We start from the raw sequence: 15,660 nt of genomic DNA on the forward strand, positions 1-15,660 counted from the left end.
GTGGCGCGGGGTCAGTGGTTCTCTCGGTACGCGCGCAGGATCTTCTCGGTGCGCTGGGTCGAGGCGGCGCGCGCCGTCATGTGGTCCAGGACCTCCAGGTGCGCGGAGACCTCCGTGCGGGAGTCCAGGTACAGGGCGCCCGTCAGGTACTCGGTGAACACCATGTCGGGCAGCTCCGGCTCGGCGAACCGGAACAGCGTGAACGGCGCGTACGTCCCGGGGTGCGGGCCGTCCTCGAACTCGGCGACCTGGAGCGTCACCCGGTCCCGGACGGAGAAGTCCAGCAACTTGTCCAACTGCTCGCGCATCACCCGGCCGTCGGTGCTCACCGGGCGTCGCAGCACCGTCTCGTCCATCACCACCCACAGGTGGGGCGGGTCCGCGCGCTCCAGCAGCCGCTGCCGCTCCATGCGCAGGGACACGTGCCGTTCGACCGCGTCCGCTCCCGAGGTGCCGATCGTGCCCGCCTCCAGGACCGCGCGTGCGTACTCCTCGGTCTGCAGCAGCCCGGGCACGAAGTGCGGCTCGTAGGACCGCACGATCCGCGCGGCGCCCTCCAGGCTCACGTACATGCTGAACCAGTCCGGCAGCACGTCGTGGTAGCGCTGCCACCAGCCGGGCCGGTTCGCCTCCTCGGCCAGGGCGACGAACGCCGACACCTCGTCCGCGGGCACTCCGAACGCCGTCAGCAGTATCTGGACGTACGGTATTTTCAGCGCCACCTCGGCCGTCTCCATGCGCCGAACGGTCGCCGGTGCCACCCGGAGCACCTTGGCGGCCTCCTCGCGCTTCAGGCCCGCCGTCTCCCGCAGTTCCTGCAACCGCCTGCCCAGGACCACCTGGCCCACCGTGGGTGCGGCCCGCCGCTCACTCACGCCACGCCTCCCCAACGCGCCCAAGTCACACCGCAGTCTGTCATGCACCCCCGCCCGCCTCACAAGGGGAGGCCGTGGACCGACGTCATTACCCGGCGGGTAATCGACCGGACGCGGCCCGGACGGGATCGTTGGCTCCACCGGGTTCCGGGCCGGCGCACTCCGGCCCGGAACCCGGCTTCCCCAGCCTTGTCCGACCCGACGGAGGGTGACTCGCCATGTCCACGAACCAGGTCGCCGTACTCGCCCGCACCCACGAGCCGCAGCTGGTGCTGCGCCGCTTCCTGGCGCTGGACGCGGCCGTGACCGGCGCGAACGCCGTCGCCTACCTCACGCTCTCCGGACCCCTGGGCCGCTTCCTCGGTGCCGGTTCCGGGCTGCTGCTCGGACTCGGCGCGTTCCTGGCCGTGTACGCCGGGTGCGTGGCCCTGCTGGCCGCCCGCCCCGCGCCGCCGGCCCTCGGGGTGCGGGCCGTCGTGGAGGCCAATCTCGCCTGGGCGGCGCTCAGTCTCGCCGCCCTCGCCCTCTGGCTCACGCCCACCACGGCGGGTGCGGTGTGGACGGTGCTCCAGGCCCTCACCGTCGCCGTCTTCGGGCTGCTCCAGCACCTCGCGCTGAGGCAGCGTCAGGCCAGCAGCGTGTGAAGGTACTTGACCGTCGCCGGATCGGCCGGGAGCAGCGTCTCGATGGCCAGCTCGGCGACCGTCACGTCCATCGGGGTGTTGAAGGTGGAGATGGACGAGATGAACGACAGGGTGCGGCCCTCGTGCTCGATCTGCATCGGCAGCGCGAAGTACGGCACCGGTTCGGCCGGTTCCGCTCCCGGCGCGGTGTCCGGCACCGGATACGCCGCCACCTCCTCGTACAGCTCCCGCAGCTGCGGTGAGCGGTGCAGGGCGATCTCCCGCCGCATCTGCTCCAGCAGGTGCCCGCGCCACTCGCGCAGGTTGCGGATGCGCGGTGCCAGGCCCTCGGGGTGCAGGGTCAGCCGCATGGCGTTGAGCGGCGGTTCGAGCAGGTGCTCCGGGAGGCCCTCCATCAGCATCGTGATGCCCCGGTTGGCGGCCAGCACCCGGTAGGTCGCGTCGACGACCAGCGCCGGATACGGCTCGTAGCCCCGGATCAGCCGCTCCATTCCCTCGCGCAGGGCGTCCAGCGCCGGGTCGTCCAGGGGCGTCTCCGGGTAGTGCGGGGCGTAACCGGCGGCCAGCAGCAGGGCGTTGCGCTCCCGCACCGGGACGTCCAGGTGTTCCGCGAGGCGCAGCACCATCTCCTCGCTCGGCCGCGAGCGGCCCGTCTCCACGAAGCTGATGTGCCGGGCGGAGGAGTCGGCGCGCAGCGCCAGTTCGAGCTGGCTGACCCGCCGCCGCTCCCGCCAGGAACGCAGCATCGGGCCCACGCCCTGGGCGGTGGGCGCGGCGGTGGACGGGAGTGCGGTCATACGCCGAACGGTAGTCGACGCCGCATCGCGCCGGGGCCCGTCGGCGCCGGTGGCCAGGGCCCGGGCGGCCGTGCTGTGGCAGGCTGGCGGGGTAGTGGCAGACCCATCCGAGGAGCGCAGCCCATGCCCCGCGTACCACTGTCGCAGCAGGAGATCGAGGAACGGCTGGCAGAACTGCCGGGCTGGTCGCTCGACGACGGACGGCTCACCCGCTCCTACCGGCTCGGCTCGCACTTCGCGGCGACCGCGATGGTCGTCCACGTCGCCCAGGTGCAGGAGGAGCTCGACCACCACTCCGACCTGACCCTCGGCTACGACACGGTCTCCCTGGCCGTGCACACCCACAGCGCGGGCGGAGCCGTCACCGAGAAGGACGTACAGCTCGCCCGCAGGGTGGAGGACCTGGCCGCCGGCCATGGGGCACACTGACGGACGTGCTCGACTACGACAAGGAAGCGGAACGGTACGACGCCTCCCGCGGTGGCGAGCCCCGGGCCGCGGCCGCCGCCGAGGCCGTCCTGACGCTGGTACCGCCGCGGGCGCGCAGCCTGCTCGACGTCGCCTGCGGCACCGGCATCGTCACCCGGCGCCTCGCCGCCGGACGGGACGGCATACGGGTGACCGGCGCCGACCTCGCCCCCGCCATGGCCCGCTACGCCGCCGCCCGGCTGCCCGGCGCCGTCGTCCTGGCCGACAGCCGCCGACTGCCCTTCAGGAGCGGGGAGTTCGACGCCGTCAGCAGCGTCTGGCTGCTGCACCTGGTCGGCGGTGCCGACGAGGTACGGGCCGTCGTCGGCGAATGCGCCCGGGTCCTGCGGCCCGGCGGGGTGTACGTGACGACGGTCGACAAGGGCGCCTCGCACAACGTGGGCAGCGACATCGACGCCGTGCTCGCCTCCCGCCCGCCGAGCACCGCCCACGACTGTGCCGGGCAGGTCGAGTCCCACGCCCGCGCGTACGGCCTGGTACCGGCGGGCTCCACCCGCTTCGCGGGCCACGGTCAGGGGCGCAGCCCCCGCCGTACCATCGCCGACCTGCGACGCGGCTGGTTCGTCACGCTGCCGCCGGGCGACCCGCGCGCGGAGCACTTCGCCGCCCGGCTCGCGGACCTTCCCGACCAGGACCGGCCCCGGCCCGACCCCGTCTTCACCCTGAGAGCCTTCGCGAAACCGGGGGCACGGGGCGGCAACCCCGCCGCACCGGGTGGCGACTGAGAGGCGGAACTCATCCGTCCTCCAGGAGGTTCGTCCCGTGAGGCACCCCCACAAGATCCGTAGACGTCCGTCGGCCCTGGCCGCCGGGCTCGCCGCCGCAGGGCTCCTCGGCGCCGGCCTGGCGACTCTCCCCACCGACACCGCCGAGGCCGCCACGGCCCGGCAGGTCGAGGCCCTCGACCGGGGCGTGGTCAGCGTCCACACCGGTGACGGGAACCTGGTCGGCTGGCGCTGGCTCGGCACCGACCCGGACAACGTCGCCTTCAACGTCTACCGGGCCGGCACGAAGGTCAACTCCGTGCCGGTCACCGGCACCACCACCTTCTTCCACGCCGGCGCGCCCTCCCACGCCGACTACACCGTCCGCGCCGTGGTCAACGGCACGGAGCAGGGCGACTCGGTCCACGCGGTCCAGTTCCGGGCCGGCTACAAGGACGTGCCCATCAGCCCGCCCGCCGGCGGCACCACCCCCGATGGCGTCTCCTACACCTACGAGGCCAACGACGCCTCCGTCGGCGACCTCGACGGAGACGGCGCGCTCGACCTCGTCCTCAAGTGGCAGCCGACCAACGCCAAGGACAACTCCCAGTCCGGCTACACCGGCAACACGATCGTCGACGGCGTCAAACTCGACGGCACCCGGCTGTGGCGCGTCGACCTGGGCCGCAACATCCGCTCCGGCGCCCACTACACGCAGTTCCAGGTGTACGACTACGACGGCGACGGCAGGGCCGAGGTCGCCATGAAGACGGCCGACGGCACGAGGGACGGCACCGGGGCGGTCATCGGCAGTTCCTCCGCCGACCACCGCAACTCCTCCGGCTACATCCTGTCCGGCCCCGAGTACCTGACCATGTTCGACGGCCTGACCGGCAGGGCCATGGGCACCGTCGACTACGTCCCCGCCCGGGGCACCGTCTCCTCCTGGGGCGACTCCTACGGCAACCGCGTCGACCGCTTCCTGGCCGGCACGGCCTACCTCGACGGCTCCCGCCCCTCCCTGATCATGGCGCGCGGGTACTACACGCGCTCGGTCATCGCCGCCTGGGACTGGCGGGACGGCCGCTTCACCCGCCGCTGGACCTTCGACACCAACTCCTCCACCAACGCCGGCAAGGGCTACGACGGCCAGGGCAACCACCAGTTGTCCGTCGCCGACGTCGACGGCGACGGCAAGGACGAGATCGTGTACGGGGCCATGGCCGTCGACGACAACGGCAACGGCCTGTGGACCACGAGGAACGGCCACGGCGACGCCATGCACGTCGGCGACCTCGACCCGTCGCGTGCGGGCCTGGAGGAGTTCAAGGTCGACGAGGACAGCTCGAAGCCCTCCTCCTGGATGGCGGACGCGCGCACCGGCCAGATCCTCTGGTCCACCGGCACGAGCGGCGACAACGGCCGCGGCGTCGCCGCCGACATCTGGTCCGGCAGCGCGGGCGCCGAGTCCTGGTCCTCGGCCGAGAGCGGCATCCGCAACCCGAAGGGCACGGTGGTGCACAGCCGCAAGCCCTCCAGCGCCAACTTCCTGTCCTGGTGGGACGGAGACCCCGTCCGCGAACTCCTCGACGGCACCCGCGTCGACAAGTACGGCACGTCCGGCGACACCCGCCTCCTCACCGGCTCCGGCGTCGCGTCCAACAACGGCACGAAGGCCACCCCGGTCCTGGCCGGCGACATCCTCGGCGACTGGCGCGAGGAGGTCGTCTGGCGGACCAGCAACAACACGGCCCTGCGCATCTACTCCACCCCGCACGACACGGACCGCAGGATCACGACCCTCCTCCACGACCCCCAGTACCGCACGGCCCTGGCCTGGCAGAACACCGCCTACAACCAGCCTCCGCACCCGAGCTTCTTCATCGGCAACGGGATGCCGACGGCTCCCAGGCCCAGCGTGGTCACGCCCTGAGCCGAAGCGGCCCCGTCCGGTCACGCGGACGGGGCCCGCCGCTGCCCGGGTGCATCCGCCGGCCGGGGGCCGGGGGAAGGGGGACGAGGGCTCGTCCCCGGGACCCTCGCCGCCCCCGGTGCCCCGGCGGAATCACCACCGGGGGCGGCCTCCGCCGGAGGCGGCCGCCGGCCGAGCGGTGATCCTCACGGGACCGGTCAGGTGACGACCGAGCACCTCCCGCCCGCCGTCTCGAAGACGGACGGCACCGCGTTGGTCCCCGACCAGCTGCCCGTGAAACCGAAGCTCACCGAGGCGCCGGGCGCCACGTTGCGGTTCCAGTCGACGTTCCTCGCCGTCACCGAGGTGCCCGAGCGGGTGGGGTCGGCGTTCCACATCTGGGTCACCTGCTGGCCGTTCGCGAAGGGCCACTTCAGGGACCAGCCGTTCCACGGGCCGGTGCCCGTGTTGGTGAGCCGGACGTCCGCCTGGAAGCCGCCGGACCACTGGTTGGTGATCCTGTACGTCACCGCACAGGCGCCCGTCGGGTCGGGGCCCGGCCCCGGATCGGTCCCGGACGTGTCGCCGTAGACGACGCCCCGGCCGTTGGTCGCCACGTACACCCGTCCGTACACCCGCGGGTCGCCGGTGATCGCGGCGCCGGTCCAGCCCCACTGGTGGGCGTCGTCGTTGACCCGGGTCCAGGTAGCGCCCTGGTCGGTGGAGCGGAAGATGCCGCGGACACCGCCGATCTTCGCACTGGTGAAGAGGGTCTGGTAGGAGGCACCGGGTGCCGCCTTGCCGAAGCCGACGGTGTCGGCCGCCTCGACGTCCGGCAGTTTGGCGAAGGTCGCGCCGCCGTCCGTCGAGTGCCACAGGCCGTACGGTCCGTCCGGCGCGCCCCCGGCCAGCCAGACGTCGCCCGCGCGGCCCGGCAGGGCCTTGAAGCGGACGCTGTCACCGGCGGGCAGGCCGGTCGCCGCCGACGCGGTGAAGGTCGCTCCGCCGTCCTTGCTGACGTAGAACTTCCCGGACTTGAAGCCGTAGAAGGTCTTCGGGTCCACCCGGTCGGACTCGACGACCGCGCCCGCCGGGATGCCGCTGGACGCCTGCCAGGAAGTGCCGAAGCCCGTCGTGTGGTGCACTCCGGCGCCCGCCGGGCTCCACACGAAGCGCCCGCCGTCCGCGCCCGCCGCGACCGTGCCGCCGCCGCTCACCCCCGACGGATCGGTGCCGCCGAACCAGGTGGCGCCGTTGTCCGTGGAGAACGCGATGTGCGGGCCGGAGTCCAGGTTGCCGGACCGCACCACGACGTCGGGCTTCGCCTCCGCGAAGTCCAGGCTCGTGGAGGAGGTGAAGTTCGGGGAGGTGAACATCATCGGCGGTACCTCGGTCAGGCTCGTGTGCCGGAAGCCCCCGACGTCACCCAGCGCGCTGAGCAGCGGGGCGCCGGACGGGGGAGAGATCAGGTCGTTGACCGCCGTCTCCTCCAGGCCGCGCACCATCGGTTCGATGGCGAACTTGCCGCCCGAGTCCCACTGCGTGAGGTTCTCCGTGCCGTAGATCGTCGCTCCCGTCCCGTACATCATCCGGTCCGGGTCGAACGGGTCGATCTCCAGAGCCTCCGTCATCCAGCCCAGCTTCGGCGTCTGCTCGGGCGGTGTCGGGTTCGCGCCCCAGGTCAGCCACGGGGACGAGGAGACGTCCATCGTGTACCGGTTCTCCCGGTCCGGGTACGAGGTGTAGTTCCAGGCCTGCGTCCAGGTCGCGCCGCTGTCCCTGGAGCGGAAGATCTGCGTGTCCGGCCACCAGGAGCTGTACGCCGTCGCCATCACCGTGCCCGGGTTCTGCCGGTCGACGGTCAGGCCGCTGAAGCCGTAGAAGGTGTCGGCCTCCGCGACCGGACTGATGTCCGTCCAGGTGCCGGTCGCCGTCGCGTACCGGTACAGCCGGCCCTTGCCGCCGTCGTACGGGCCGCCCGTGTCGCTGTACGCCAGGTAGAGGTAGCCGTTCTCCGCGTCCAGCACGCCCTTGTGGGCCAGGTACCCGGTGGGCTGCCCGGCGACGCGCTGCCAGGTCGCGCCGGCGTCCGTCGAGCGGTAGACGGCGTTCTCCTTGTCGGCGACCCCGACGTAGACCGTCTTCGTCGGCGCGCCGGCGGAGCCCGTGGACTCGTCGAAGGTCACCCAGACGATGCCCTGGTTGTCGGAGGCGTAGCCGCTCGCGTCGGACGGGTCCTGCGCGTAGTTGCCGGGGTTCGGGAAGGCCGTCACCTCGGCCCAGGTCACCCCCGCGTCCGTCGACCGCCACAGGCCGTTGCCGCTGGGCGCGCCCAGGTACAGCACGTCGTTGTCGTGCGGGTCGACGGCCAGTCGTTCGCCCATGCCGCGCCCCGGCATGTTGCCGCCCAGTTTGAAGGGCAGGTCGGCCTTCTCCCAGCTCGCGCCGCGGTCGGCGGAGCGCAGCACGGCGCCGTTGCCCGGGTCCCAGTCGTTGGTGTACGTGCCCACCGCCGCGTACACCCGGTCCGGGTCGACGGCGTCGGAGGCGACGCTGACCACGCCCGTGTGACCCCAGTCGTCCCAGCCGACGTGGTCGAGCAGCGGCGTCCACGTCTTCGACGCCTCCTGCCAGCGGTAGGCGCCGCCGATGTCCGTACGGGCGTAGGCGAGGTCCTTCTCGGTGCGGCTGAAGACGATGCCGGGGACGAAGCCGCCGCCGTCGATGCGGGCGTTCTTCCAGGTGTAGGTGTCGGCGGCGACGGCCGCCCGCGGCGCCTCGGCGGCCAGCGCGGCGGGCGGACCGCCGGTGAGGAGGCCGGCCCCCAGGGCCAGCAGCAGGGTGAGGATCCGGGTTCTTCGCACGGTGGGGAACCGTCCTTCCGTCAGGAGCAGAACACATGCGAGGGCCGGGCGGCCTCGGCGTGGACGAGGGCCGCCCGGCAGTGTGGTCCCGTCGTCCGGTGACGGGACCGGGCACACGGAGCTGTCAAGCGCACCGAAGGGGCGCGGGGGACTGCGCGACCGGCCACGCACGGCCCGCAGCCGAGAACCTCCCGCGCCCCGCGGAGCGCCCGGCGGGGACTATTCGAGCAGCTCCGCGTACGAACCCATGGCGAGGGCTATGTCCGCCTGGGCCCAGAACCGGTGGTACGTGAAGGTGGGCGCGGCACCGCCCGCGAGATAGCTCTCGATCTTCGACCAGGCCGGGTCGTCCTGGTAGAAGGAGCGGATCGAGGAGAAGGTCGACGACGCGTCGATCCTGTCGCCGTTCGGCATGGTCCCGGTCCAGCCGCTGGGGACGTGCACCGGGTCGTCGAAGCGGTTGTAGTCGGCGCGGGTCTCCGGGACGGCGATGCCGAGCGCGTCCTGGTTGTTCTCCCACATGCCGTCGAGAAGCGCCTTGGCGGTCGCGGCCGCCTCCGTGTCGCCCGAGCGGTCGGCGTAGTACGTCAGGGTCTTGGCGTAAGCCGCCGCCACGCCCACGTCGTTGGTGTAGTCCGCGACGGTGACGTGCAGGTCGCCGTTGTCACCCGGCGAGGAGGCGTTCCAGGTGTCCGGCTTGCCCGACCACTTCAGCGTCGAGGGCATCAGGAAGCTGCCGTCCGGGTTGACCGTCGTCTCCGACAGCGCCCAGTCGACCCACTTGTCCAGGACCTCCTTGGCCCGCGCGTCGCCGCTCTGCTGGTAGTACTCGGCGACCCGCTCCATGGACCACGCCTGGAAGCCGAACCACTGGTTGGACGGCGGGTCGTGGTACACCGGCTTCTCGTCGTAGTACATGCCGTAGAACGTCGGCGTGCCGGCCGGCGGGGTCGCGTAGCGGCCCGCCCAGCTGTTGGTCGCGCCGCCCGCGATGGCCCCCTCGTCGGACTGGAGCCAGCGGTAGAACTCCACCTGGCGGTCGAGCGACTTGGCCCAGTCCGCGGCGCCCGTGGCCGACTTGGGCTTCAGGTCGTCGTAGGTGCTCAGCGCGTACGCGGCCAGCGGGTTCTGGTAGCCGCCGTGGGTGTGGCTGGAGCCGATGCGCCAGGCCCAGCCCGCCGAGGTGTCCACCGCGCCGCCCCAGGCGTAGTACCAGGACAGCAGGTAGTGCGAGGAGTCCTTGCCGGTGCCCGCCGGGCAGCTCGCCGGCCCCACGCAGTTGCCGACCTTCTTGAAGTACTTGTCGAACATGGCGTAGCGCAGGTAGTCGCCCATCTTGGCGGCCTTGTCGAGGGTGCCGGCGATCTCGTCGCCCTTGCCCTGCTCCTCGGCCCACTTGTCCGCCCAGTACGCGGCCTGCACGGCCCGCGCGTCGGCGTCCGGGGCGTTGGTGAACTTCCACTGCTTGGCGTAGGAGGCGTCACCCGTGAACAGGTCCAGGTAGCCGTTCCGGCCGCCGTACTTGAAGGCGTCGCAGGTCGGCTGCGGCACCGTCTCCCACACCGACTCCTGCGCGCCGCGCTGGAAGGTGTTGATGTACGACGGTCCGGTGTCCGACGGGCCCGCCTCGCACTTGCCGGGCGAGTTGCCGTAGCCGTAGGTGTTGTCCACGTCCTGGAGCCAGTGCATGCCGTAGACGTCGTCCGTGCCGTACGCCGACCGCAGCTCGCCGGCGATGGGGTCCGGGCCGACGGAGACCGTGCCGTCCAGCTTGGCCGGGTACTCCTCGGGCGTGTCCAGCTCGGGGGCGTACGTCGCCGGTTTCGAGGCGTTGTAGGACGAGTTGGTCGGCTGGTCGGCGTGGGTGGGGATCATGTACGTCTCCATGATCTCCCAGGCGTTGTTGAACCTCTCCCAGTCGCCGGTCACCTTGCCGTACATGGCCTGGAGCCACAGCAGGTAGCTGTACGCCTCCGACGTGGTCTCGTGGCCGTGGTCGGGCGCCTCGACGATCAGCGTCTCGACCGAGTGGTACGGGATGCCCTCCGGCGAGAAGTAGCCGTTCGCCGGGTCGGTGATCTTCCCGTACAGCTCCAGGAACCGGGCGTCGTAGTCCTTCGCCGCGGCCAGCTGGGTGACGGTGACCGCGGCCTTGCCGTGACCGGGTGCCGTCGACTCGAAGACCGCCGAGCCGTTGCCGGAGGCGTCGGCCGCGACGGTCACCTTCTGGGCGGTGTTCCAGTTCGCCGGGGTGAAGGTGAGACTCGACCCACCGGTGACGGTCAGGCCGGTGTTGCCGCTCGCGCGAGCCGTCGTCACGGTGACGTTCGCGGCCGGCTGCTTGGACAGCTTGACCTCGTAGGTCCCCGACTCCCCCTGCTGGACACCCAGTTGCGCCGGTGTGGCCACCACGGTCGGTCCCGAGGCGACCGTGATGCCGACCGGCGTCGAGTCCCCGGAGGCCCCCGTGCTGTCGTAGGCCTTCGCCACCAGAGAATGGCTGCCCACGGTCAAGCCGGAGGCGGAGTACGTGTACGGCGAGCTGGTGTCGGTGCCCAGCAGCCGCGTGTCGTCGTAGAACTCCACCTTGCTGATCGTGGCACCGTCGGCGGCGGCCGCCGTGGCCGCCAGCGGGACCGCCTCGCCCTGCGAGTAGACCGCGCCGGGCTCCGGGCTGGTCAGTACGGTGATCGGCGGCTGGTGCGCGCCGGCGCAGGTGGTGCCGTTGACCGCGAAGCTCGTCGGTGCGGCATTGGTGCCGCTGTAGGTGAACTGGCCGCCGGCGGTGACGGCGGAACCGGCCGCGACCCGGGCGTTGTACGAGGCGTTCTTCACGGTGACGGTCTGGCCCGACTGGGACCAGGTGCCGTTCCACCCGTTCGTCAGCTTCTGGTTGCCCGCGTAGGCGTACGTCAGGGTCCAGCCGTCGATGGCGTCGGAGCCCCGGTTGGTGAGCGTCAGCTCAGCGGTGAAGCCGGAGCCCCAGTCGTTGGTCCGGTAGTCCACGCTGCACTGAAGTGCCGCCGCCTGGGCCGGAGTCGAACCGGTGCCCAGCAGCGTGAGGGGTAACGCGAGGGCCGCCAGCGCGGCCGTCCACAGGCGCCGCGCGGTGCGGCGTCCGGGTCTCTGTCCGGGATACATGGTGCTGGTTCCTCCTTGCGCCTCGGGGAGTGGGGGAGGAGCGACAAGCCTTGAACCAGTGGGAGCGCTCCCATAGTGATGAGGGCACCGGAAGCGGTCAAGATGTGTGAACAGTCGAAATGATTCGACAGTCGACGGCGGGAGAAAGTTGGTCACTCCTCTGTTCTTTGCCGTCACTTGGCGCTACCTTCGCTGAACCAGTGGGAGCGGTTCCATCAGTCGACGCGTTGGTCACGGCGCGCCTGAACTGCGAGGAGTCGCTCATGCGCCACCCCCCGCTCCACCTTCCGCGTTCAGGACTTATAGCCGCAGCCGCGGCCCGTCCCACGCGTCACCGGCCGGCTCGCCGGCCCGTACCGGCCCCGGGCGGTTCCACCGTGCCCGCGGACCGTTCCTGATCCTCCCCGAACCCGGCGGCACCCCCATGCCGTCCGGCAGCGGGCCGCGCCCGTGACGGCGCGCGGTCCCGGACGACAGCACCCGCAGCCCCACGAAAGAAGGATTGCGCACTCATGACCCGTAGCAGAACCGCGATGCTCGCTGCCCTGACGCTGGTCGCCGGGGCGTCCGGCACGGCTCTCGCCGCCCACTCCGCGAGCGCCGGCGCGGCAGCCGTCCCCTGTACCGTCGACTACAAGGTGCAGAACGACTGGGGCAGCGGCTTCACCGCTGCCGTGACCGTCACCAACAACGGTGCGGCCACCTCCAGTTGGTCGCTCGGATGGACCTACGCCGGCAGCCAGAAGGTCACCAACAGCTGGAACGCGAAGGTCAGCCAGAGCGGTGCCGCCGTCACGGCGGCCAACGAGTCCTACAACGGCACCCTCTCCACCGGGGGTTCGGCGAGCTTCGGCTTCCAGGGCACCTACAGCGGCAGCAACGCCGTCCCGGCCACCTTCAAGCTCAACGGCGTGACCTGCAACGTCGACGACGGCGGTTCGACCGACCCGGACCCGACCGACCCGCCGGACCCCGGTGGCCCGTCCGACCGGGTGAACAACCCCTACGACGGTGCCAAGGTCTACGTGAACCCGGAGTGGTCCGAGAAGGCCGCCGCCGAGCCCGGCGGCTCCCGCATCGCGAACCAGCCCACCGGTGTGTGGCTCGACCGGATCGCCGCGATCAACGGCGTGAACGGCGGCATGGGGCTGCGCGACCATCTCGACGAGGCGCTGACGCAGAAGGGCTCCGGCGAACTCGCCGTGCAGCTCGTCATCTACAACCTGCCCGGCCGCGACTGCGCGGCCCTCGCCTCCAACGGCGAGCTGGGCCCGACGGAGATCGACAAGTACAAGACGCAGTACATCGACCCGATCGCCGCGATCCTGGCCGACCCGAAGTACGCGGGGCTCAGGATCGTCACCACGATCGAGATCGACTCGCTGCCCAACCTGGTGACCAACGTCAGCGGACGGCCGACCGCCACGCCGAACTGCGACGTGATGAAGGCCAACGGCAACTACCAGAAGGGCGTCGGCTACGCCCTGAACAAGCTCGGCGACATCGACAACGTCTACAACTACATCGACGCCGGCCACCACGGCTGGCTCGGGTGGGACAGCAACTTCGGTCCCTCCGCCGACATGTTCAAGACCGCCGCCACCACCGAGGGGGCGACCGTCGGCGACGTGCACGGCTTCATCGTCAACACCGCCAACTACAGCGCCCTGAAGGAGGAGAACTTCAAGATCACGGACTCGGTGAACGGAACCTCCGTGCGCCAGTCCAAGTGGGTCGACTGGAACCAGTACACCGACGAGCTGTCCTACGCCCAGGCCATGCGCGCCAAGCTGGTCTCACTCGGCTTCGACCAGAACCTCGGCATGCTGATCGACACCTCCCGCAACGGCTGGGGCGGCACCGCCCGGCCCACCGGACCGGGTGCGACGACCAACGTGGACACCTACGTCAACGGCGGGCGCTACGACCGCCGCATCCACCTCGGCAACTGGTGCAACCAGGCCGGAGCCGGCCTCGGTGAACGCCCGCAGGCCTCTCCCGCCGCCGGGATCGACGCGTACGTCTGGATGAAGCCCCCGGGCGAGTCCGACGGCGCGAGCAAGGAGATCCCGAACGACGAGGGCAAGGGCTTCGACCGGATGTGCGACCCCACCTACGAGGGCAACGCGCGCAACGGCAACAGCATGTCGGGCGCCCTGGGCGACGCCCCGGTGTCCGGCCACTGGTTCTCCGCGCAGTTCCAGGAGCTGATGAAGAACGCGTACCCGCCCCTGTCCTGAGCGGACTCCGGCGTAGCTGACGCCACCCGGGTCCGGCCCTCCCCGGCCGGGCCCCGGTGGTGCGCTTTTGCGATTGCGGCAAGGGAACTTGCCTCCCCGTGGTGCTCCGTCGCACGCTGGCGGCAACGCGAACGGGAGGCCGACCACCATGGCGCACGACCACGACCACGACCACGACCACCACCAGCACGACCACTCCGGACACGCACACGGTCACGCCCACGACCACACGGACATCGACTGGGCCGCGATGGCCCCGCTCCTGGAGGCCCAGGCGGAGCTGTACACGCCGCTGTACCGGCAGGCCATGGCCTGGCTGGCGCGGATGGTGACCGAGCCCGGCCTGGTCGTCGACGTCGGCAGCGGACCCGGCGTCGTCGCCTGTCTGTTCGCCGACGCCTTCCCCGGCGCCCGCGTGGTCGCCGCCGACGGCGCCGCACCGCTGCTCGAGCGGGCCCGCGACCGCGCCGCCCGGCTCGGCGTCGCCGACCGCTTCGGCACCCTCGCCGGCGACCTGCCCGGTGCCCTGGGCGAGCTGGAGTACCCGGCGGACCTGATCTGGGCGAGCCAGAGCCTGCACCACCTCGGCGACCAGCGGGCGGCCCTCGCCGCGCTCGCCGGGCACCTGGCGCCCGGCGGCACGCTGGCGGTCCTGGAGGGCGGACTCCCGGCCCGCTTCCTGCCCCGCGACCTCGGCATCGGGCGTCCCGGACTCCAGGCCCGGATGCACGCGGTGGAGGAGGACTTCTTCGCCGAGATGCGCGCCGACCTGCCCGGCAGCGTGGCCGAGACCGAGGACTGGGCCGCCCTGCTGACCGCGGCGGGCCTCAAGCACACCGGCACCCGCAGCTTCCTGCTGGACCTGCCCGCACCCCTCACCGACGAGGCCCGCGCGTACGTCGTCACCTCCCTGACCCGGCTGCGGGACCGGATCGCGGACGGCCTCGACGCCGCCGACCGGGCCACGCTCGACCGGCTGCTCGACCCCGCGGACGAGGCGGGCGTGCACCGCAGGCCGGACGTGTTCGTCCTGCTGGCGCACACGGTCCACACGGCGGTGCGCCCGGCCTGACGCGGAGGGGCCCGGCCGTCACCGGCCGGGCCCCCCGCGTGGGCGGTCATTCCGCGTTGAACTCCGCGGGGTCGAGGCCCAGCCGCCGGTCCTCGTTCAGCGCGCTGATCGCCGCGAGGTCCTCGTTGTCCAGGGAGAAGTCGAACACGTCGATGTTCTCCACGATCCGCGACGGCGTCACGGACTTAGGGATCACCACGTTGCCGGTCTGGAGGTGCCAGCGCAGCACGACCTGGGCCGGGGTGCGGCCGTGCTTCTGGGCGATCGCGACGATCGCCGGGATCTCGAGGATGCCCTTGCCGGAGCCGAGGGGCGACCAGGCCTCGGTGGCGATGCCGTGCTCCGCGTGGAACGCGCGCAGGGCCTGCTGCTGGAGGTGGGGGTGCAGCTCGATCTGGTTGACGGCCGGAACGACCGACGTCTCGCCGATCAGCCGCTCCAGGTGCTCCGGCAGGAAGTTCGACACGCCGATGGCCCGGACCCGGCCGTCGGCGTGCAGCTTTTCGAACGCCTTGTAGGTGTCGACGTACCGCTCCTTGGCGGGCATGGGCCAGTGGATCAGGTACAGGTCCACGTACTCCAGGCCCAGCTTCTCCAGCGAGGTGTCGAAGGCGCGGAGGGTGGAGTCGTACCCCTGGTCGCTGTTCCAGAGCTTGGTGGTGACGAAGAGATCCTCGCGGGCCACACCAGAGGCGGCGATGGCCTTGCCGGTGCCCTCTTCGTTGCCGTAGATCGCCGCTGTGTCGATGCTGCGGTACCCGGCCTCCAGCGCCTGGGCGACGGCCGTCTCGGCCTCGTCGTCCGGCACCTGCCAGACGCCGAAGCCCAGCTGGGGCATCTCGACGCCATTGTTCAGGGTGATCGGGGGGACCTTGCTGCTCACGAGCTCTTGATCCTTCGGTTGTGGTCAGGTGGTACGTCA

Annotated in this window: 11 protein-coding genes; 6 read left to right on the forward strand and 5 right to left on the reverse strand. The window is 71.5% G+C overall.

Annotated features, from left to right (window positions below; genetic code table 11):
* Positions 1-11: 11 nt before the first annotated feature.
* Positions 12-875, reverse strand: a complete 864-nt coding sequence (locus ACZ6EG_RS13420; RefSeq protein ID WP_356612378.1) for a helix-turn-helix domain-containing protein — start codon at positions 873-875, stop codon at positions 12-14.
* Positions 876-1,093: 218 nt separating this feature from the next.
* On the opposite strand from ACZ6EG_RS13420, the gene ACZ6EG_RS13425 reads away from it, so the two are divergent.
* Positions 1,094-1,519, forward strand: coding sequence for a hypothetical protein (locus ACZ6EG_RS13425; RefSeq protein WP_469604256.1), 426 nt, complete (start codon positions 1,094-1,096; stop codon positions 1,517-1,519).
* Here ACZ6EG_RS13425 and ACZ6EG_RS13430 read toward each other — a convergent pair.
* On the reverse strand, positions 1,501-2,316 hold the full coding sequence (locus ACZ6EG_RS13430; protein ID WP_361009901.1) for a helix-turn-helix domain-containing protein: 816 nt from the start codon (positions 2,314-2,316) through the stop codon (positions 1,501-1,503). The two genes, ACZ6EG_RS13425 and ACZ6EG_RS13430, sit on opposite strands and share 19 nt — an antisense overlap.
* A gap of 123 nt (positions 2,317-2,439) precedes the next feature.
* Here ACZ6EG_RS13430 and ACZ6EG_RS13435 point away from each other — a divergent pair, with 123 nt between their 5' ends.
* The 3 genes from ACZ6EG_RS13435 to ACZ6EG_RS13445 are packed head-to-tail and all read left to right on the forward strand — an operon-like array spanning position 2,440 to position 5,442.
* Positions 2,440-2,745 carry a 4a-hydroxytetrahydrobiopterin dehydratase gene (locus ACZ6EG_RS13435; protein WP_469604260.1) on the forward strand — a complete coding sequence of 102 codons (306 nt, stop codon included), beginning with the start codon at positions 2,440-2,442 and terminating at the stop codon, positions 2,743-2,745.
* 5 nt (positions 2,746-2,750) lie between these two features.
* Complete coding sequence (locus tag ACZ6EG_RS13440) at positions 2,751-3,530, forward strand: class I SAM-dependent methyltransferase (protein WP_391968325.1); 780 nt, start codon at positions 2,751-2,753, stop codon at positions 3,528-3,530.
* 37 nt (positions 3,531-3,567) lie between these two features.
* A complete protein-coding gene (locus ACZ6EG_RS13445; protein ID WP_391968324.1) occupies positions 3,568-5,442 on the forward strand; it encodes a rhamnogalacturonan lyase in 1,875 nt (624 codons plus the stop codon).
* Positions 5,443-5,639: 197 nt separating this feature from the next.
* On the opposite strand, the gene ACZ6EG_RS13450 is transcribed toward ACZ6EG_RS13445, so the two are convergent.
* Both ACZ6EG_RS13450 and ACZ6EG_RS13455 read right to left on the reverse strand, forming a co-directional pair.
* Positions 5,640-8,285 carry a cellulose binding domain-containing protein gene (locus ACZ6EG_RS13450; RefSeq protein WP_469604264.1) on the reverse strand — a complete coding sequence of 882 codons (2,646 nt, stop codon included), beginning with the start codon at positions 8,283-8,285 and terminating at the stop codon, positions 5,640-5,642.
* A gap of 219 nt (positions 8,286-8,504) precedes the next feature.
* Entirely contained in the window at positions 8,505-11,426 is a 2,922-nt protein-coding gene (locus ACZ6EG_RS13455; protein WP_469604267.1) for a glycoside hydrolase family 48 protein, read from the reverse strand.
* Positions 11,427-11,938: 512 nt separating this feature from the next.
* On the opposite strand from ACZ6EG_RS13455, the gene ACZ6EG_RS13460 reads away from it, so the two are divergent.
* A complete protein-coding gene (locus ACZ6EG_RS13460) occupies positions 11,939-13,666 on the forward strand; it encodes a glycoside hydrolase family 6 protein (protein ID WP_391968321.1) in 1,728 nt (575 codons plus the stop codon).
* A 148-nt stretch (positions 13,667-13,814) separates the two neighbouring features.
* The gene (locus tag ACZ6EG_RS13465) at positions 13,815-14,738 is read left to right on the forward strand and encodes a class I SAM-dependent methyltransferase (protein WP_469604271.1); all 924 of its coding nucleotides are present in this window, start codon (positions 13,815-13,817) and stop codon (positions 14,736-14,738) included.
* 46 nt (positions 14,739-14,784) lie between these two features.
* Here the strand turns inward: ACZ6EG_RS13465 and ACZ6EG_RS13470 are convergent, their stop codons facing one another.
* Positions 14,785-15,621 (reverse strand): aldo/keto reductase, encoded by an 837-nt coding sequence (locus ACZ6EG_RS13470; RefSeq protein ID WP_469604274.1) that lies wholly within the window; start codon positions 15,619-15,621, stop codon positions 14,785-14,787.
* Positions 15,622-15,660 lie beyond the last annotated feature (39 nt).

Source organism: Streptomyces sp. NPDC041968 (genome assembly GCF_055589025.1).